Raw genomic sequence first — 17,737 nt, forward strand, 5'->3', positions numbered from 1 at the left:
CTTGAGGGAATCTGATTCCCTCAAGGAGTCCTTCACGGACCGTCGGCACATTACGCGTACTCGGATAATCCGTATTCGGACAATAAAGGAGGTCGCCATGGACCAGAACCTGTTCAACGACATCTGCTTGCGCCAGCTGACTTTTTCGGGCGTGCACGAGGGGGAGACGGTCGTCGTGCTGACGCGCGGCGCCGAGCGCGCGGAGTACGCGGATGCCTTCCTCTGGGCCGCCCAGCAGCTCGGTGCCGCGACCTACCACATGCGGCTGCCGTCGCCGGCGAGCGCGTCCGGCGCGTGGGCGGTCGGGGATTCCGGCCTTGACCAGCTGCCGCTCGCCGTCGAGGCGCTGAAGGCCGCGGACATGGTCGTGGACTGCACGTTCCTGCTGTTCAGCGAGGAGCAGTTCGCGATCCAGGCCGCCGGCACCCGGATCCTGACCGCCGTCGAACCGCCCGAGCTGCTGGCCCGGCTGATGCCGACGAAGGAACTGCGCGAGCGCGTCGAGATCGGCGCGGAACTGCTGGCCAAGGCCAAGACCATGCGGATCACCAGCCCGCACGGGACGGACGTGACCTACCAGCTGGGCGTGTACCCGACGATGAGCGAGTACGGCTACACCGACCAGCCGGGCCGCTGGGACCACTGGCCGGCGGCGTTCGTGTTCACCGGCGGTTCCGACGACGGCGTGGACGGCAAGATCGTGCTCGCGCCCGGCGACGTGCTGCTGCCGTTCAACACCTATGTCCAGACGCCGGTCGAGCTGACCATCGAAAAGGGCTTCATCCAGGACATCCGCGGCGGCGCGGGCTCGTCCGGCCTCGACGCCGACCTGCTGCGCAGCTACATCGAGTCCTTCCACGACCCGCGTGGCTACGGCATGTCGCACGTCGGCTGGGGCCTCGACGAGCGGGCGCACTGGCACGGCCTGACCCAGTTCCCCGGCGGCATGGGCATGGAACTGCGGAGCTTCTACGGCAATGTCATGTTCTCGATCGGCCCGAACAACGAACTCGGCGGCCCGAACGACACGGCCTGCCACTTCGACATCCCGATGCGCGGCAACAGCCTGTACCTCGACGACGAGCTGATCGTCGACGCGGGCGAGCTGACCGTGAAGGACATGCGCCCGGCGGCGAAGCGATGACCGACCACCACATCGGGATGATCGTCCCGAGCTCCAACCTGACCATGGAAACCGAGCTGCCGCGGATGCTGCGTGCCCGCGAGGAGCGGTACCCGGAGGACCGGTTCGTCTTCCACTCCGCCCGCGCGCGCATGCAGCACGTGACACCGGAGCAGTTGCGCGCGATGAACGCCCAGGCGGAACGCGCGGCGACGGAACTGGCCGACGCGCGGCCGGGCGTCGTGGCGACCGCGTGTCTGGTCGCGATCATGGCCCAGGGACCGGGTTATCACTGCACCGCCGAGGAGTCGATCAGGTCGGCGTTGCGCGCGGAGGGCTCGGATGCGCCGGTGGTTTCGTCCGCGGGCGCGCTGTTGTCCGGGATCGCCGCGCTGGAGGCGAAGCGGGTCGCGATCGTGACGCCGTATATGAAGCCGTTGACCCAGGCGGTCGTCGAGTACCTGGAGGACGCGGGCGTCGAGGTGGTCGACTCGCTCTCGCTGGAGGTGCCGGACAACCTGGCGGTGGCGCGGCTCGACCCGGCGGATCTGCTTGAGCACTACCGGAAACTGGACCTGTCGCGGGCGGACGCGCTGGTGCTGTCGGCGTGCGTGCAGATGCCGTCGCTGCCGTCGATCCAGCCGGTGCAGGACGCGGTGGGCATCCCGGTGCTGTCGGCGGCCACGGCCACGACGTTCCGGATCCTCGGCGAGCTCGGTCTCAAGCCGGAGGTGCCGGGGGCGGGGCATTTGCTGAGCGGGAAGGTGTCGGCGGCGAAGGCTGCCTAGCGCGGAATCCCGAGGCCAGGCTGGTCTGTCCTCGGGATTCGCCGGTTACCGACGGCGGGCGGCCACCCGTTCGCGGACCCGCGGCGCGACCTCCCGGGCGAACAGCCGGATGGCGTCGGCGGAGTCCGCGGACAGGAGAAACGCGCTCATCCCGTGCGTGAGCGCGAGTTCGGCGAGCTGGTCCGCCCATTCGCCGGTGCTGCCGGACGGAATCCCCGGCAGGTTGTACAGCCGCCGGATCTCGGCGGGGGACCGGCCCGCCTTCCGGGCCGCTTCGTCGATGAGCGCGTTCGCGGCGGGCAGGCGCTCCGGCGGGACGCGGGTCATGCTCGGCAGCCAGCCGTCCGCGGACCGGCCGATCAGGCGCAGCGTCCGCGGGCCGAGCGCGCCGAGCCAGAGCTCCATCCGGTGTGCGGGGAACGGGCCCGGCGGAGCGCCGGCGAGCCGGTGATGCGAGCCGGACACGCTGGCCGGCGGCCCGGGTGTCCACAGTGCACGGACGACTTCGATTGCTTCCGTGAGCGCGTCGAAGGCTTCGCCGGGGGTGTACCGCGGACCGCCTTGGGCGGCGATGTCGCCCCAGTACGCGCCCGCGCCGAGGGCGAGTTCGGCGCGGCCGCCGCTGAGCAGGTCGAGACTCGCCGCCGAGCGCGCGAGCACCGCGGGCGGGCGCAGGGGCAGGTTGGCGACGTTGGGGAACACGCGCACCCGCTCGGTGCGCGCCGCGAGGACGCTCAGCACGGTCCACGCGTCGAGCAGATCCGGCCGGTACGGACGGTCCGGCACGCTGAGCAGCTCGAGCCCGGCGGTGTCGGCGGCTTCGGCGAGCGCGGTCGCCGCGCCGGGGTCGGCGGCTTCCGGCAGGAGGACGACGCCGAACTGGAGGTCGTGGCCGTAGTCAGGCATGCGTCGCCGGAAATCGTGTCATGACGACATGATTACCTAACGACATTAGTTCTGTCCAGCGGCTAGGATCCGGGCATGGACGAACTGCGCCCGCCGACCCTGCTCGCGCTGCCCTCGTACCTGGCCGGGCACGTCGCGCGGATCGGACGCCGGGAGCTCGTCAGCGCGCTCGAGGCGCACGACCTCCGGCTGCCGCATTTCGCCGTGCTGGCCGGTCTTTCCGACTTCGGGCCGCTGGCGCAGCACGCGCTCGCCGACCGGCTTGGGCTCAACCGCAGCCACCTCGTGGGCTACCTGGACGAACTGGAGCGCCGGGAGCTCGTCGGCCGCGAACGCGACCCGGACGACCGGCGGCGCCAGCGCGTCACGCTCACCGAGGCCGGGAAGACGCTGACGCGGGAGCTGAAAGCCGAGGCCAGCCGTTCGCAGGACGCGTTCCTTGCCGAACTGTCCGCCCGAGAACGCGAAACGCTGATTTCCCTGCTGCGGCGGGTGGTGGTCGCGGACGACCGGGCGCGGTCCGGGGCCGGGCCGGGAGAGTAGTTCCGTTTCGGGTGGTTGCCGTGCGGCGCAACGGGTAACCGGAGGTTTCCCGACACCCGAGGAGGCAGCATGGCCGCACCCACCCGAACCGATCTGATCACCGTGATCACCGACGACCACCGCGACGTCGAGCGGGTGTTCGCCGAACTCGAGAGGGAACCCGAGGCGGGCAACCGGAAAGACGTGGTCGACCACGTGATCGCCGAGCTGGTCCGGCATTCCGTCGCCGAAGAGCAGCACATGTACCCGGCCGCGCGCAAGCACCTCGACGGCGGCGACCAGATCGCCGACCACGAGATCGAGGAGCACGCCGAGGCCGAGAAGGTGATGAAGCAGCTCGAGCGCAAGAACCCCGGGGAACCGGAGTACGAGGAGCTGCTCGGCAAGCTCATCGCCGACGTCCGGCACCACATCAAGGACGAGGAGAACGACCTGCTGCCGCGGCTGCGGGAGGCGTGTTCGGCCGAGGAGCTGGACAAGCTGGGCGAGCAGGTGCTGGCGGCGAAGAAGATCGCGCCGACCCGGCCGCATCCGGCCGCGCCGAGCAAGCCGCCGGCGAATTTGATCCTCGCGCCGGGAGCGGCGTTCGTCGACAAGATCCGCGACGCGCTGAGCGGGCGGAAGAGCTGACCGGACGGAAGAGCGAAACGATGACAGACGACGTGTTCGTGCTCGGTCTTGACGAGGAGAACGAGCGCATCCTGAGAAGACTCCCGTCCGCGGCCGGGCTGCGGTTCCGCCCGTTGCTCAGCCCGGACGAGCTGCAGCACGGCGAGATCGACTTCCCGGACCTGATGGATAAGGCCCGCCAGCAGCTGGACGATTTCGACGGCGAGCCCGCCGCGATCGTGACCTATTGGGATTTCCCGGCCGCCAGCATGGCCCCGCTGCTGTGCGAGGAGCACGGCCTCCCGCACGTGCCGCTCCCGGCGGTGCTCAAATGCGAGCACAAGTACTGGAGCAGGCTCGAACAGCGGAAGGTGATCGACGAACTGCCGCCGTTCGGCATCGTCGACCTGGACGGGGACCCGCAGCCGCCGCCGGGGGTGGACTTCCCGATGTGGCTGAAACCGGTCAAGGGATTCTCGTCGGAACTGGCGTTTCACGTGCGGGACAAGCAGGGCTTCGCGGACGCCGTCGAGGAACTGCGGGAGGGCGTCGGACGGGTCGGGGACCCGTTCGAGGACGTGTTGCGCCAGGTCGATCTGCCGCGTGAGATCGCCGAGGTGGGCGGGGCCGCGTGCCTGGCCGAATCCGAACTGCGCGGGGTCCAGGCGGCGGTCGAGGGGTACGTCTGGAAGGGCGAGGTGCACGTCTACGCCGCGCTGGATTCGCTCGATTTCCCCGGCCGGTCTTCGTTTCTGCGGCACCAATACCCGTCGCAGCTGCCGGACGAGACCGTCCGGCGGATGGCCGACATCGCCGAACGCGTGATGCGCCAGGTCGGTTTCGAGAACGGCACGTTCAGCATCGAGTTCTTCTGCGACCTGCAGTCCGGGCAGGTGTGCCTGCTGGAGATCAACCCGAGGCATTCGCAGTCGCACGCGGAGCTGTTCGAGCTGGTCGACGGCGTGGCCAACCACGAGATCATGGTCCGGCTCGGGCTCGGGCTGGAACCGCGCTTCCCGCGCGGCCGAGGGCAGTACCGCATCGCCGGCCGCTGTTACGTGCGCCGCTTCGACGGCGACGCGGTGGTGACCCGGATTCCGACCGAGGCGGAGATCTCCGCGCTGTGCGAGGAACTCGGCGGCACGACGGTCTCGATCACGCCGGAGGAAGGCCAGCGGCTGTCCGACCTGCCTGAGCAGGACAGCTACTCCTTCGAACTGGCGGAGCTGATCATCGGCGCGGACACCGAGGACGACCTCGAGGCGAAGTACCGGACGTGCACGGAACGGCTGCGCTTCGAGTTCGAGGACTGAGTGCTGAAGGGGAGGAGCGAAGGTGGACGGCGACGTCGAGACGCTGTATGAGAACCAGTTGTGGAAGAACCGCGTGGAGGGGCATCAGCGCGCGGCGAACACGACGAAGTCCCGTGAGGAAGCGGTGAAAACGGGACGGCATATGGCGAAGGCTCGGCGATCTGTCCACATTGTCCGGACCGAGGACGGGAAGGTGGCGAGCCGCGACGACTACCGGACGAGTCGTCGCGGCGTGCCGCTTCCCGTGGAGCCGGAGTGATCCCGGGGGTCAGCGGCGGAGGATGCGTTCGAGATGGTTGCGCGCCTGGCGGCCCTCGGGGATCTGCTGCATGAGCCAGTTGTGGAACATGCCGGGGTATTCGGCGTAGTCGACGTCGATCCCGGCGTCACGGGCGCGGGCGGCGAAGCGGCGGGCGTCCGGGAGGAGCACGTCGCGGGTGCCGATGAACAAGCTGAACGGCCCGAGTCCGGTCAGGTCCGCGTAGAGCGGGCTGATCCGCGGGTCGTGCGGATCCGTGCCCTCGGCGTACATCTTGCCCGCCTCCCGCAGCCCGGTGATGCCGAGCATCGGGTCGTGTTCGTCCAGCACGACCGAAATCGGGTCCTCCAGCGTCACGTCCAGCCACGGGGACAGCAGAATCGTCTGTTTCGGCTGCGGCCGGCCCTCGTCCCGGAGCCGCTGCGCGACCGCCAGCGCGAGTGCGGCACCGGCGGAATCCCCGGACAGGACGGTGTTTTCCGCTGGCTCGGCGCCGAGGGTCTGCTCGAAGGCGGCCTGCACCATGGGGAGCGTTTCGACGTTGCTGTGCCGCGGGACGAGCGGATAGATCGGCAGCGTGACCGTGCAGCCGAGCCGGCGCACCAGATCAGCGGCGAACTCCCAGTGGTGCGATTCGATTTCCTCGACGTAACCGCCGCCGTGCAGGTGGAAGACATGCAGTCCGGCCTTGGCGCGCGGCCGCACGGTCCAGCACGCGTACCCGTGCACCTCCCGGTGCTCGAGGTCGAAACGCTTGCGCAGCTTCCGCGGCGGCCGGGCTTGTGACGGCCGCTGGTGGCGGTGCAGGCGCTGGTGCAGCACGCGGGCGTCGTCGTAGAAGGCCTTCTGCCGCGTCGCGCGCAGGTAGGCCTGATACAGCTGGGCTTTCAGGCTGATCATGCCGGACGGATACCCGATTTCCCGCCGCGGGCAACACCGTTTCGCGCGCGCCGGGCCGGGTACCCGGCAGACATGATCACGCGCGCACTCCCCTCGCTGCCGTACGAGATCATCGAGGACGAGGACGTCCGGATCCCGGTTTCGGACGGCACCCGGCTGGCGGCGCGGATCTGGCGGCCCGCCGGATCGGAATCGCTGCCCGTGCCGGGAATCGTCGAGTACATCCCGTACCGCAAGCGAGACCTGACGTCCGTCCGCGACTCGATCCACCATCCTTATCTCGCGGGGCACGGCTACGCCTGCGTGCGCGTCGACCTGCGCGGCTCCGGCGAGTCGGAGGGCGTGCTCGCGGACGAATACCTGGAACAGGAACAACAAGACGCCGAGGACGTGCTGGCCTGGCTCGCCGACCGGCCGTGGTGCGACGGGCGCACCGGCATGATGGGCATTTCCTGGGGCGGGTTCGCCGCGCTGCAGGTGGCGGCGCGGAAACCGCCGAGCCTCGGCGCGATCGTCATCTCGTCGTTCACCGACGACCGGTTCGCCGACGACATGCACTACATGGGCGGCTGCCTGCTGTCGGACAACATCGCCGAGTCCGGGACGATGTTCGGCGAGGCCACGATGCCGCCCGATCCGGCGCTGGTGGGGGACCGCTGGCGCGAGATGTGGCTGGAGCGGCTGGAAAACTGCAGCCTGTGGGCCGAACAGTGGCTGCGTCACCAGCGTCGCGACAGCTACTGGCGGCACGCCTCGGTTTCCGAGGACTACGCCGGCGTGCAGTGTCCGGTGCTCGCGTCCAGCGGCTGGGCCGACGGCTATTCCAACGCGGTCACCCGGCTGCTGGCGAATCTCGACGTGCCGTGCCGCGGGCTGATCGGGCCGTGGTCGCACAAGTACCCGCACCTCGGCGAGCCCGGTCCGGCGATCGGGTACCTGCAGGAGGTCGTGCGCTGGTGGGACCACTGGCTGAAGGACGTCGACAACGGCGTGATGGACGGCCCGGTCCTGCGCACGTGGATGCAGGAAAGCGTGCCGCCGTCGACGTCCTATGAGGACCGTCCGGGCCGCTGGGTCGGGGAGTCGGAGTGGCCTTCGCCGCACATCCGGCCGACGGACTACGCGTTGGCGCGGCACCGGCTCGCGCGGCCCGGCGAGCCGGTGGCCGAGGAGCCGTTGAGCGTTTCCTCGCCCTTGTCGGTCGGGCAGTTCGCCGGGAAATGGGCGTCGTACAGCGCGCCGCCGGACCTGCCGTACGACCAGCGCGAGGAGGACGGCGGGTCGCTCGTGTTCGACACGGACGTGCTCGCCGACCGTTGCGAAATCCTCGGCGCGCCGGTGGTGAAGCTGCGGGTCTCGGCGGACCAGCCGGTGGCGATGGTGGCCGCGCGGCTGTCGGACGTCGCCCCGGACGGACGGGCGACGCGGGTGACCTACGGCCTGCTGAACCTCACGCACCGGGACGGCCACGAGGAACCGAAACCCCTTGCCCCCGGCGAAGAGTGCACTGTGGACTTTGAACTGAACGGGGTGGCGCAGGCGTTCCCGGCCGGTCACCGGATCCGGCTCGCGCTGTCCACTTCGTACTGGCCGCTCGCGTGGCCGCCGCCGAAACCGGTTACTCTCTCCGTGCGGACCGGGGCGAGCGCGCTGACCCTGCCGGTGCGGCCGACCGGCGAACCGGACGAGGTCGCCCCGGACGAGTTCGGCGAGCCGGAAGGGACGCCGCCGCTGCCGACCACGCAGCTGAGCCGGCCGGAACAGAAGTGGACGGTTTCGCGGGACCTGGTCGCCTACCACTCGGCATTGGACGTCGTGAAGAACTCCGGCACGATCCGGTACGACGACATCGACCTGGAAATCACCCGCGACGTGCACGAGTGCTACACCTGGGTTGCCGACGATTTCTGTTCCCCGGCCGCGGAAACCTCGTGGACGGTGACCTTCGAACGGGACGACTGGCTGGTCCGGACGGAGACGTACACGCGGGTCAGCTGCACCCCGGAGGAGTTCGTGATCGACGCTCAGCTGGACGGCTACGAGGGGGACCGGCGGCTGGTGTCGAGGAACTGGCATCGCCGGGTGCCGCGCGATCTCCTGTGACGGGTTATTCGACGAGTTGTTCGGAGACCGCCCGGTCGCCGAGTGCGATGGCTTCCTGGGGAGTCCCGTCGGAGATCTTGCGCAGCGTCGCGGCGGCTGTCTTGAACAGCGGCTGCTTCGACACTGGATCCCAGTCCGTGATGGTCAGCTCGTTGGCCGCGCGGACGCCGTCCGCGCCGGTCGGGTCGGGGGTGTCCCAGTAGCCGTAGTGGAACGGCAGGAACAGCACTCCGTCGCGGATCCCGCACGGGCGCGCCTTGGCGCGGACGCGTCCGCGCGGGGTCCGGATCTCGATCAGGTCGCCCTCGGCGATTCCGCCGCGTTCGGCGTCGCGGCAGGACAGCTCGGCCCAGACGTCCGGGGCGGCGGTCTCCAGCTGCGGCGCGCGGCCGGTCTTCGTCCGGGTGTGGAAGTGGTACAGCGTCCGCCCGGTGATCAGCGCGAACGGGTAGTCGGCGCTGGGCGGTTCGGCCGGCACGAGGTACTCGGCCGGCTTGAGCATGGCTTTGCCGTCGGGGTTGTACTCCCGGTATTCCTCCGGCTTGACCGGCTCGCCGGTGTGCAAATCCTTGCCGTATTCCTCGCAGTAGTCCGGGTCGGCGAAGAACGTGCCGTCGGCGTAAAGCCGCTCGGTGCCGTCCGGATGGGCTTCGCCGACCGGCCACTGGACTCCGCTGACCACCCGGAGCTTCTCGTAGGACAGTCCACTGTAGTCGCAGGGCCGTCCGGCGGAAGCCTTTTGCCAAGCCTGGTATGCGGATTCGGCGTCGTGCCACGGCGGGAAGGCAGCGCCGTCGCGGTCGCGCAAGTCCATCCGGCGGGCGTAGTCGAGGAAAATGTCGAGGTCCGGCCGCGCTTGCCCGGGCGGGTCGACCGCCTTCTCGGACAGATGCACGGTGCGGTCGGCGTTCGTGAAGGTCCCGGTTTTCTCGCCCCACATTGCCGCGGGCAGCACCACGTCGGCGAATTCCGCGGTTTCCGTGCGGAAGGCGTCCTGCACGACGAGGAAAAGGCTTTCCTGGCCGAGAATCTTCCGGACCCGGGCCAGTTCGGGAAGCGACACCGCGGGGTTGGTCGCGGAGATCCACCAGAACTTCAGGTCGCCGCTCTCGGCGAGGCCGAGCATCTTCATCAGGTGGGTCGGCGGGCCGTCGTGCGGGATCTGCTCCATCGGCACGTTCCACAGCTCGGCCAGCTGAGCCACGTGCGCGTCGTTGTTCCAGTTCCGGAACCCGGTGAGGTCGCCGTCGGCTCCGCATTCGCGGGTGTTCTCCGCGCTCGGCTGGCCGTTCATCTGGAGCACCCCGCAGCCCGGCCTGCCCAGCATTCCGCGCAGCAGCACGAGGTTCTTCACCTGCACCGCCGCGGCCGTAGCCTGATGCGATTGGTAGAACCCTTGCAGCACCGTGCACAGCAGCCGATCCGTGGTGCCGACCAGCCTTGCCGCGGCCCGGATGTCGTCCGCCGGGACGCCGCAGATCGACGCCGCGCGCTCGGGCGGATAGTCGCGGACGACCTTGACGAGATCGTCGTACCCCACGGTGTGCTGGTCGATCCACGCGTCGTCGCACCAGCCGCGGAGCACGACCTCGTGCAGGATTCCGTTCAGCAGCGCGACATTCGTGCCGGGCAGCGGAGCCAGATGCAGCTCGGCCGCCTCCGCGACCGGGGTCTTCCGCGGGTCGACGCACAGTAGCCGCGGCGGGCGCGGACCGGCGATCCGGTCGAGGATGCGTGACCACAGCACCGGTTGCGTCGCGGCGACGTTGTGCCCGAAGAGTGCGATGACGTCGGCGTGGTCGATGTCGGTGTAGGAGGACGGCTGGCCGTCGCAGCCGAAGCTCTCCTTGAGCGATTCGCCCGCGGTCGCGGTGCACAGCCGCGTGTTGCCGTCGAGATGGTTCGTGCCGAGCGCGCCGCGCGCGATCGCGGCCAGGGTGTAGTACTCCTCGGCGAAAAGCTGTCCGCTGGTGTAGAAGCCGAGCGAGCCGGGTCCTTCGGTGTCGAGCACCGCGCGGCTGCGCTGGACGATCCGGTCCATCGCTTCGTCCCAAGTGGACTCGCGGAGCACGCCGTCATCCCGGACCAGCGGCGTGCGCAGCCGGTCCGGCGCGTTGTTGGCCTGCCAGCCGAAGAGATCCTTGGGATCGAGCCGTCCGCGGTTGACGCGGTCGTCGGCCCGGCCGCGGACGCCGGCGATCCGGCCGTCCTTCACCGCGAGGTCGAGGCCGTCGCCGTTCGAGTGCAGGACCGCGGCGGTGCGGACCCAGCGGTCGACGTCGCCGACCTCGAGGCCGTCGGCGAGGTGGCAGTCGACGCGCACCGGCCAGTCCTCGCCCGGGCCGTACGGCGTGCGCGTGCCCCATGGTTCGGCGATTCCGTCCCGCACCCTGTCTCCCTCTTTCAGCCGACTCGCGCGGGTACCCCGGCAGGCGGCGGCCAAACTCCGGGTTTCGCCCGCGACCCCTCGGGTACGCGCCGAGAGGAGGCCCGCGCGGAGGAGGTCCTGGCAGATGACTGAGCACCGCACGCTCGTAGTCCTGGACGAAGGCGCCCGCGGCGAGGCCCCGCCGGGCTGGCGGCAGGCGGCGCCGGAACACCGGGTCGTGCACTGCCCGCCGGAGAAGGCCCCGACGCTGCTCGACCAGGCGGCGGGCACTCGTCCGCTGGCCGACGTGGTGGCGGGCGGCCAGCTGGCGCCGGTCGCGCTGCGGCTGGCCGAACGGTACCCGCACGCGGTGCGCTCGGTGCTGCTCGTCGGGCCCGACCCAGAGGGCGACGGCCGCGCGTCCCGTGAATGGTTCGCCGCGCACGGCACGCGCGTCGCCTCGGTGCGCGAGGCCGGGGTCGAGGTCGAGGTGCTCCCGCACGGTCCGGCCGGCGCTCCGCTGACCGAACCGCGAGTCGCCGCGGCGGTGGCGTCGACGCTCGACCGGCTTCCGGCGGTCCGCCGCCCGGACTGGTGACGTGAGGAGGAGCGAACGAAGTGAAGGCTGTGGTGTGGCACGGAACTGGGGACATCCGGCTCGACGAGGTGCCCGACCCGAAAATTCTCGAACCCAGCGACGCGATCGTGCGCATCACTCGCAGTGCGATCTGCGGCACTGACCTGCACCTGGTGCGCGGCACGATGCCCGGCATGGCCGAAGGGACCGTGCTCGGGCACGAGGGAGTGGGCGTCGTCGAAGAGGTCGGGCCCGCGGTGCGCGGGTTCTCGCCCGGCGATCGCGTGGTGATCCCGTCGACCATCTCGTGCGGCACGTGTTCCTACTGCCGCTCCGGCTACTACGCGCAATGCGATCGCGCGAACCCGAACGGCCCGTCGGCGGGCACCTGCTTCTTCGGCGGGCCGGAAGCCACCGGCTCGGTCGACGGGCTGCAGGCCGAGTACGCGCGGGTCCCGTTCGCCATGACGTCGCTGGTCCGCGTCCCGGACGCGGTGAGCGACGACCGCGCGATCCTGCTGTCCGACATCTTCCCGACCGCGTGGTTCGGCGCGCGCCTGGCCGAGATCAGCCGCGGGGACAGCGTGCTGGTGCTCGGCGCGGGCGTGGTCGGCCAGTTCGCGATCGCTTCGGCGAAACGCCAGGGCGCGGGCCGGGTGTTCGCGGTGGACGGCATCGCGTCCCGGCTGGACAAGGCGCGCGAACAGAACGCCGAGACGATCAACTTCAACGAGGAGGACCCGGTCGCGCTTGTCCGCGAACTCACCGGCGGGATCGGCGTGGACCGGGTGATCGACGCGGTCGGCGTGGACGCGGAACGGCCGAAGACCGGTCCCGCGGCACCGGCGGAGACCTCGCACTTCGACCAGGAACGTGCCGAGGTCGCGCCCGACGCGGCACCGGACGGCGAGCTGTGGGTGCCGGGCGACGCGCCGAGCCAGGCAGCGCGCTGGGCCGTGGACGCGGTTGCGAAGGCGGGCAGCATCGGCGTGATCGGGGTCTACCCGCCGGGGTTCGAAGGATTCCCGTTCGGGACCGCGATGAACAAGAACCTGACGATCCACCTGGGCAACTGCAACCATCGCCGCTACCTGCCGGAGCTGCTGGACCTCGTGCGCACCGACGTCGTCGACCCGACCGCGTTCATCACGCGCCGCGAGGAGCCGACGGCGGCGATCGAGGCGTACGAGTCGTTCGACCGGCGCGAGGACGGCTGGCTCAAGACCGTGCTGGAGGCGGCATGACCGAGGAACGCCCCGTGGAAGAGCAGACGGCGAACCCGCGCCGCACTCAGGTCGACAAGGACGAGAAGCAGCCGCCCCGGCGGCCCGAACCGGAGAGCCCGCTGGAAGACGAGGAGGGCCGGTCGAAGCGCGGGCATCCGCAGCTGGGCGACAATTTCCGCGGCGAAAGCTGACCCGAGTACCCGGTACAACGGCTGGTTTAACGTCGAAATCCGCGGTTAAGCCAGTCCCATGAGGATCTTGCTCTGGCACGTGCACGGGTCGTGGACGGACGCGTTCGTCCGCGGCCGGCACGAGTACTTCGTCCCGGCGAGCCCGGACGGAGCGCCGTGGGGACTGGGCCGGGCGGGACGGGACTGGCCGTCGGTGACCGAGGTCCCGGTCGACCGGCTCGCGGACGCCCGGCCGGACGTGGTCGTGCTCCAGCGGCCGGAGGAAGCCGCGTTCGTCCGGCCGCAGCTGGGCTCGCGGGTGCCGATGGTGTACGTCGAGCACAACGCGCCGCGGCACGGCGCCGCGGTCTCCCGGCATCCGATGGCCGACCAGGACGAGGTGCCGATCGTGCACGTCACCTCGTACAACGCGCTGATGTGGGACAACGGGATCGCGCCCGTGGTCGTCATCCCGCACGGCATCCCGGACCCCGGCGAGCGCTACACCGGCGAGCTGCCCGCGGGCGCGGCGATGATCAACGAACCGCGGCGCCGCGCCCGCGTGACCGGTGCCGACCTGCTGCCGGCGTTCCGCGAAATCGCGCCGGTGAACGTGTTCGGCATGGGCACCGAAGGCTTGCCCGGCGGACAGGGCGACGTGCGTCCGCCGCGGCTGCACGACGAACTCGCCCGGCACCGCGTGTACTTGCACACCGCGCGCTGGACGTCGCTGGGGCTGTCGCTGCTGGAAGCGATGCACCTGGGCATGCCGATCGTCGCGGTGGCCTCCACGGAAGCGCCTTCGGCGGTGCCGCCGGACGCCGGGGTGTGCTCCGCTGACATCGAAGTGCTCGCGCGCCGGTTCCGGGAACTCGTGCACGAACCGGATTTCGCCGTGCTGGCAGGCAAAGCGGCCCGCGAACACGCACTGGCGCACTTCGGCCTCGACGCGTTCTTGTCGCGCTGGGACCGCCTGCTCGCCGAAACCGTCCCCGCTGCGGAAGGAGTCTGATGAGGATCTCGATGGTGTCCGAACACGCCAGCCCGCTCGCCGCGCTGGGGGAGGAGGACGCGGGCGGCCAGAACGTCCATGTGGCCGACCTTTCCGCGGCGCTGGTGCGCGCCGGCCACGACGTGACTGTCTACACGCGCCGCGACGACCCGGACTCGCCGGACACGGTGGAGACGCCCGCGGGCTACCGCGTGGTGCATGTACCGGCTGGCCCGCCGCGGCGGCTGCCGAAGGACGAGCTTCTGCCGTACATGGGGGAATTCGGCAGCTGGCTGCGCGACCGGTGGACGGAGGAGCCGCCGGACGTGGCGCACGCGCACTTTTGGATGTCCGGCGTGGCCACGGTTCTCGCCGCGCGCGAGGCCGGGGTGCCGACCGTGCAGACTTTTCACGCGCTCGGCGTCGTGAAGCGGCGGCATCAAGGGGACGCGGACACGAGCCCGCCGGACCGGATGCGGCTGGAGCGGATGATCGGCAAGCAGGTCGACCGGATCGTCGCGACCTGCTCGGACGAGGTGTTCGAACTGGCTCGGCAGGGGGTGCCGCGGCAGCGGATCTCGGTGGTGCCGTGCGGGGTCGACCTCGACCGGTTCGGCGGAGGCGGCCCGGTCGCGCCGCGGAACGCGCCGAAGCGGGTCGTTTCGGTGGGGAGGCTGGTGCCGCGCAAGGGATTCGACCTGGCGATCGCGGCGTTGGCTCGCGTGCCGGAGACCGAGCTGGTGATCGCGGGCGGACCGGCTTCCGGAGCGCTTTCCCGGGACCCGGAGGCCCAGCGGTTGCAGCGGCTCGCGGAGAAGCTCGGGGTGGCCGACCGGGTGCAGCTGGCGGGGCAGGTGAGCCGGGCTGAGATGCCGGCCTTGTTGCGTTCGGCGGACGCGGTGCTGTGCACGCCGTGGTACGAGCCGTTCGGGATCGTTCCCCTCGAGGCCATGGCCTGCGGGGTTCCGGTGGTGGCCGCTGCCGTCGGCGGTTTGACGGACACCGTGGTGGACGGGATCACCGGGCGGCTGGTGCCGCCGCGCGATCCGGCGCGGCTGGCCGCCCGGTTGCGGGCGTTGCTGGACGAGCCCGCGGAGCTGGAAGCACTGGGGACCGCGGGGCAGGAGCGGGTCCGGGCGCGGTACTCCTGGGACCGGATCGCGGCCGAGACTGTGCGGGCGTACGAGAAGGCCATGCCGGTGGGGGAGTCCGGCTGGGCCGCGGTGCCGTGACGCCGGGGAGCGTGCCGGGCCGGACGGCTCTTCGCTGATCCGGCCCGGCAAGCCTCCCGGTCAGCCGGTGTAACGCCGGGCTGCCGACTTGCGCTGGGGTTCCTCCAGCAGCCGCAACCCGTGCTCGACCTCGGCCGGAACCACCGACCGCTCCCGCAGCACCCAGGGCAGTCCGCGCAAGCACTCCGCCACCGCGGCGACCGTCGTCCGGTCCCGGGGCGCGGAAGCCAGCACGGCGGCTCCCCGGCGCAACACCGAACGCCATGGGCGGCGCAACATCAACGTCCACAACGTATTCCGGATCCCCAGCCCCCGCCGCCGGCGCGGATCGCGCAGCTTCGACGGGGCGTGGTGGATCACGACGTCCTCCCGCCAGCACATCCGCCAGCCGAGCGCGGCGAGGTCGAGCGCGAGCAATTCCTCCTCGCCGCCCAGCCACATGCGCGGCGAGAAGCCGCCGACGTCGCGGAACGCGCGCACCCGGACCATCGTCAGCCCGGCCATGATCCCGAGCAGCGCGGGGCCGGGCAGCCATTCCGGGCCGGGCACCGGCGAAAACCGCAGTTCCGGCGTGATCGGGTCCTCCCGCAAATCCGGTTCGACCAGGCAGCGTCCGGTCACCGAACCGAGGCCGGGGTGCGCGTCCAGCACGTCGGCGGCGCGGGCGAGGGAGCCGGGCTGCCAGGATGTTGCGGCCGACCGCGCCGAGGTTCTGGTCGAGCTTGATCAGCCGCAGCTCGGGGAAGTCGCGGGCGACGAGATCGGCGGTGCCGTCGGTGGAAGCGTTGTCCACCACGAAAATCGGCGGACGCTCCGGCAGCGCGACGAGGTGCTTGAGCGTTTCCCGCAGCTGTTCGCGGCGGTTGTGCGTGATCACCACGACAGACGCGCGGTCCTCCATGCTCATCCCTCCGTCAGCCGGGCTTGTCGTTCGATCGCGGCGGGCAGCACCCGGCGGCGAGCCAGCGCCCGCGGCAGCCGGACTGCGGCGGCCGCGAGTGCGGCGAGCAGACCCGGTTCCCTCGGCGCGCGGGCGAGCAACCGCCGCAGTTGGTGCGCGCAGACGTCGGCCGGCCGCCGTTGCCAGGCGATGAGCAGCTGGTTCCGGGCCTCGGCTCGCCGACGCCAGCCCGGCGACGGCCGGGACGGCGACGGATGATGGTGCGCCACCACGTCTTCGGCGTAGCAGAGCTGCCAGCCTGCCGCGGCGAGGTCGTAGGACAGCAGCTGTTCCTCGGCGCCGAAGTGCAGCATCGGGCTGAACCCGCCGACTTGCAGGAAAGCCGACCGCCGCACGATCGCGGAGCAGGCGAGGAAACCGAGCACGAGCGGGCCGGGCGCGTCCGGCGGAGTCCCTAGCGGACTGTGCGCGAGGGCCGGGGTGATGGGGTCTTCGCGTTCTTCCGGGCCGACCAGGGTCCGTCCGGTGAGGAGGCCGAGCCGAGGGTGAGCGTCGAAGAGCTTCTCGGCGCGGGAGAGTGCGTCGGGAGCCCACCAGGAGTCGTCGTCGCTGAACGCGACATACGGAGTCCGGGCGGCGATGACGCCTTGGTTGCGCGCGGTGGCTCCGTGGTTGTGCGGGCTTCGGATGACGCGGACCTGCTCGAAGGAAGCGGCGATGTCGGCCGTGTGGTCGGAAGAACCGTTGTCCAGGACGATCACCGGCGGTTGAGGGTCTACTGTGGACAGTTGGGCGAGAGTGCGCGCCAGTTCGTCAGCCCGGTTGCGGGTGGCCACGACGACGGTCGTCCGGCTCACGGCATTTCCTCGAGCGCACCGACGAGTTCGGCCAGCGGCCCGGGAAACGGGTGTTCCGCGGCGGCGCGGGCGCGTGCTTCGGCGGAACAGCACCATTCGAACCACTTGTCGAGGTCGGCTCGGGTGGCGTCCGCGGGAAGGACGGCGGGCCAGCGCAGCGCGGTCGCCTGTGCGGTCACTTTGCCGCCGTGCGCGACCGGGTCGACGGCGAGCACCGGGACGCCGGCCTTCAGCCCGAGGGCGAGGCCGTGCAGCCGGGTGCTGACCAGCACGTCCAACCGGGACAGCGTGCTCACGAACTGGTCCGGCGTCGCGCAATGCCGCCAGTCGTCGGTGGCGAGGCGGGTGTCGAGCGGGACGCGGCCGCAGTCGAGGTCGCGCAGCCAGGCGGCGAGGGTCGTGTGCACTGTCTCGTGCCGCCGGTCGGCGCCGTATTCGGGCTGGTCCGGCGCGAGCACGACGCCGACGACCGGCGGTGACTCGACGCGGGTGGCGAGGGACAGGTCGGCAGCGCAGGCGTCGCCGTCGTCCCGGGGGAGAACCACGTCGAATCCGGTGACCGCGGGGTCCGCCGGATCGGGCACGGACACGCCGACCGCCAGCCTCCGGCTCCGCGGGTATCGGCGGTGCAGCTCGTGCAGTTGCGTGCCGCGCAACGGGCCGCAGGCGAAGACAATGTGGGTGAACGCGTCCGGCTCGGCGTCGTCCAGATGCGGGCCCTCGGGGCGGAACGCCGGGCTCCACGCGGTCAGGTGGTCGACCCCGGCTTCGGTCAGGACATCGCTCACCGCGCGCAGACTGAGCACGTCGCCCGCGGTGGCCTCGCCGTGCCGGAAACTCGCCCAGCCGGTCAGGAGTACTCGCATACGCG

17 protein-coding genes and 1 pseudogene are annotated in these 17,737 nt (G+C 70.8%); 12 read left to right on the forward strand and 6 right to left on the reverse strand.

Features of this window, described 5'->3' with window-relative positions:
- The first annotated feature begins 97 nt into the window (after window positions 1-97).
- Window positions 98-1,144, forward strand: coding sequence for a M29 family metallopeptidase (locus H5411_RS25570; RefSeq protein WP_101439607.1), 1,047 nt, complete (start codon window positions 98-100; stop codon window positions 1,142-1,144).
- Entirely contained in the window at window positions 1,141-1,911 is a 771-nt protein-coding gene (locus tag H5411_RS25575; protein WP_101439608.1) for a maleate cis-trans isomerase family protein, read from the forward strand. Before H5411_RS25570 ends, H5411_RS25575 begins: the two co-directional genes overlap by 4 nt.
- 45 nt (window positions 1,912-1,956) lie before the next feature.
- Here the strand turns inward: H5411_RS25575 and H5411_RS25580 are convergent, their stop codons facing one another.
- On the reverse strand, window positions 1,957-2,817 hold the full coding sequence (locus H5411_RS25580) for an LLM class flavin-dependent oxidoreductase (RefSeq protein ID WP_101439609.1): 861 nt from the start codon (window positions 2,815-2,817) through the stop codon (window positions 1,957-1,959).
- Between the two features lie 75 nt (window positions 2,818-2,892).
- Between H5411_RS25580 and H5411_RS25585 the strand changes: the two genes are divergently transcribed.
- The 4 genes from H5411_RS25585 to H5411_RS25600 all read left to right on the forward strand — a co-directional run bounded on the left by H5411_RS25585 (window position 2,893) and on the right by H5411_RS25600 (window position 5,541).
- Complete coding sequence (locus H5411_RS25585) at window positions 2,893-3,360, forward strand: MarR family winged helix-turn-helix transcriptional regulator (protein ID WP_101439610.1); 468 nt, start codon at window positions 2,893-2,895, stop codon at window positions 3,358-3,360.
- A 69-nt stretch (window positions 3,361-3,429) separates the two neighbouring features.
- Complete coding sequence (locus tag H5411_RS25590) at window positions 3,430-3,990, forward strand: hemerythrin domain-containing protein (protein WP_101439611.1); 561 nt, start codon at window positions 3,430-3,432, stop codon at window positions 3,988-3,990.
- A 20-nt stretch (window positions 3,991-4,010) separates the two neighbouring features.
- Window positions 4,011-5,282: an ATP-grasp domain-containing protein gene (locus H5411_RS25595; RefSeq protein ID WP_183125257.1), complete on the forward strand. Its 1,272-nt coding sequence runs from the start codon at window positions 4,011-4,013 to the stop codon at window positions 5,280-5,282.
- 22 nt (window positions 5,283-5,304) lie between these two features.
- A complete protein-coding gene (locus H5411_RS25600) occupies window positions 5,305-5,541 on the forward strand; it encodes a DUF2188 domain-containing protein (protein WP_101439613.1) in 237 nt (78 codons plus the stop codon).
- 9 nt (window positions 5,542-5,550) lie between these two features.
- Here H5411_RS25600 and H5411_RS25605 read toward each other — a convergent pair whose 3' ends face one another.
- Complete coding sequence (locus H5411_RS25605; protein ID WP_183125258.1) at window positions 5,551-6,441, reverse strand: alpha/beta hydrolase fold domain-containing protein; 891 nt, start codon at window positions 6,439-6,441, stop codon at window positions 5,551-5,553.
- Window positions 6,442-6,513: 72 nt separating this feature from the next.
- Between H5411_RS25605 and H5411_RS25610 the strand changes: the two genes are divergently transcribed.
- Window positions 6,514-8,544, forward strand: coding sequence for a CocE/NonD family hydrolase (locus tag H5411_RS25610; RefSeq protein ID WP_183125259.1), 2,031 nt, complete (start codon window positions 6,514-6,516; stop codon window positions 8,542-8,544).
- A 4-nt stretch (window positions 8,545-8,548) separates the two neighbouring features.
- Here the strand turns inward: H5411_RS25610 and H5411_RS25615 are convergent, their stop codons facing one another.
- Complete coding sequence (locus H5411_RS25615; RefSeq protein WP_183125260.1) at window positions 8,549-10,933, reverse strand: molybdopterin oxidoreductase family protein; 2,385 nt, start codon at window positions 10,931-10,933, stop codon at window positions 8,549-8,551.
- A 124-nt stretch (window positions 10,934-11,057) separates the two neighbouring features.
- Here H5411_RS25615 and H5411_RS25620 point away from each other — a divergent pair, with 124 nt between their 5' ends.
- The 5 genes from H5411_RS25620 to H5411_RS25640 are packed head-to-tail and all read left to right on the forward strand — an operon-like array spanning window position 11,058 to window position 15,108.
- Entirely contained in the window at window positions 11,058-11,510 is a 453-nt protein-coding gene (locus H5411_RS25620; RefSeq protein WP_101439617.1) for a hypothetical protein, read from the forward strand.
- A 20-nt stretch (window positions 11,511-11,530) separates the two neighbouring features.
- A complete protein-coding gene (locus H5411_RS49025) occupies window positions 11,531-12,733 on the forward strand; it encodes a zinc-dependent alcohol dehydrogenase (RefSeq protein ID WP_101439618.1) in 1,203 nt (400 codons plus the stop codon).
- Window positions 12,730-12,906 carry a hypothetical protein gene (locus H5411_RS25630; RefSeq protein ID WP_158242556.1) on the forward strand — a complete coding sequence of 59 codons (177 nt, stop codon included), beginning with the start codon at window positions 12,730-12,732 and terminating at the stop codon, window positions 12,904-12,906. Before H5411_RS49025 ends, H5411_RS25630 begins: the two co-directional genes overlap by 4 nt.
- 58 nt (window positions 12,907-12,964) lie before the next feature.
- Complete coding sequence (locus H5411_RS25635) at window positions 12,965-13,897, forward strand: glycosyltransferase (protein ID WP_101439619.1); 933 nt, start codon at window positions 12,965-12,967, stop codon at window positions 13,895-13,897.
- Window positions 13,897-15,108 carry a glycosyltransferase gene (locus tag H5411_RS25640; protein WP_101439620.1) on the forward strand — a complete coding sequence of 404 codons (1,212 nt, stop codon included), beginning with the start codon at window positions 13,897-13,899 and terminating at the stop codon, window positions 15,106-15,108. Before H5411_RS25635 ends, H5411_RS25640 begins: the two co-directional genes overlap by 1 nt.
- A 60-nt stretch (window positions 15,109-15,168) precedes the next feature.
- Here H5411_RS25640 and H5411_RS25645 read toward each other — a convergent pair.
- The 3 genes and pseudogenes from H5411_RS25645 to H5411_RS25655 form a co-directional block, all read right to left on the reverse strand.
- Window positions 15,169-16,009: pseudogene (locus H5411_RS25645) on the reverse strand (glycosyltransferase family 2 protein).
- Window positions 16,010-16,011: 2 nt separating this feature from the next.
- Window positions 16,012-16,866 (reverse strand): glycosyltransferase family 2 protein, encoded by an 855-nt coding sequence (locus tag H5411_RS25650; protein ID WP_101439622.1) that lies wholly within the window; start codon window positions 16,864-16,866, stop codon window positions 16,012-16,014.
- The gene (locus H5411_RS25655) at window positions 16,863-17,732 is read right to left on the reverse strand and encodes a polysaccharide pyruvyl transferase family protein (protein ID WP_101439623.1); all 870 of its coding nucleotides are present in this window, start codon (window positions 17,730-17,732) and stop codon (window positions 16,863-16,865) included. The genes H5411_RS25650 and H5411_RS25655 overlap by 4 nt, the downstream gene beginning before the upstream one ends.
- Between the last annotated feature and the right edge of the window lie 5 nt (window positions 17,733-17,737).

This window comes from Amycolatopsis echigonensis (assembly GCF_014174495.1).
Taxonomy (GTDB): domain Bacteria; phylum Actinomycetota; class Actinomycetes; order Mycobacteriales; family Pseudonocardiaceae; genus Amycolatopsis; species Amycolatopsis echigonensis.

What these genes read in the sequence shown, in the direction of transcription:
- H5411_RS25570 (WP_101439607.1), top strand. Translation starts at nt 98, where the DNA reads ATGGACCAGAACCTGTTCAACGACATCTGCTTGCGCCAGCTGACTTTT.
- H5411_RS25575 (WP_101439608.1), top strand. Translation starts at nt 1,141, where the DNA reads ATGACCGACCACCACATCGGGATGATCGTCCCGAGCTCCAACCTGACC.
- H5411_RS25580 (WP_101439609.1), bottom strand. Translation starts at nt 2,817, where the DNA reads ATGCCTGACTACGGCCACGACCTCCAGTTCGGCGTCGTCCTCCTGCCG.
- H5411_RS25585 (WP_101439610.1), top strand. Translation starts at nt 2,893, where the DNA reads ATGGACGAACTGCGCCCGCCGACCCTGCTCGCGCTGCCCTCGTACCTG.
- H5411_RS25590 (WP_101439611.1), top strand. Translation starts at nt 3,430, where the DNA reads ATGGCCGCACCCACCCGAACCGATCTGATCACCGTGATCACCGACGAC.
- H5411_RS25595 (WP_183125257.1), top strand. Translation starts at nt 4,011, where the DNA reads ATGACAGACGACGTGTTCGTGCTCGGTCTTGACGAGGAGAACGAGCGC.
- H5411_RS25605 (WP_183125258.1), bottom strand. Translation starts at nt 6,441, where the DNA reads ATGATCAGCCTGAAAGCCCAGCTGTATCAGGCCTACCTGCGCGCGACG.
- H5411_RS25610 (WP_183125259.1), top strand. Translation starts at nt 6,514, where the DNA reads ATGATCACGCGCGCACTCCCCTCGCTGCCGTACGAGATCATCGAGGAC.
- H5411_RS25620 (WP_101439617.1), top strand. Translation starts at nt 11,058, where the DNA reads ATGACTGAGCACCGCACGCTCGTAGTCCTGGACGAAGGCGCCCGCGGC.
- H5411_RS25630 (WP_158242556.1), top strand. Translation starts at nt 12,730, where the DNA reads ATGACCGAGGAACGCCCCGTGGAAGAGCAGACGGCGAACCCGCGCCGC.
- H5411_RS25635 (WP_101439619.1), top strand. Translation starts at nt 12,965, where the DNA reads ATGAGGATCTTGCTCTGGCACGTGCACGGGTCGTGGACGGACGCGTTC.
- H5411_RS25640 (WP_101439620.1), top strand. Translation starts at nt 13,897, where the DNA reads ATGAGGATCTCGATGGTGTCCGAACACGCCAGCCCGCTCGCCGCGCTG.
- H5411_RS25655 (WP_101439623.1), bottom strand. Translation starts at nt 17,732, where the DNA reads ATGCGAGTACTCCTGACCGGCTGGGCGAGTTTCCGGCACGGCGAGGCC.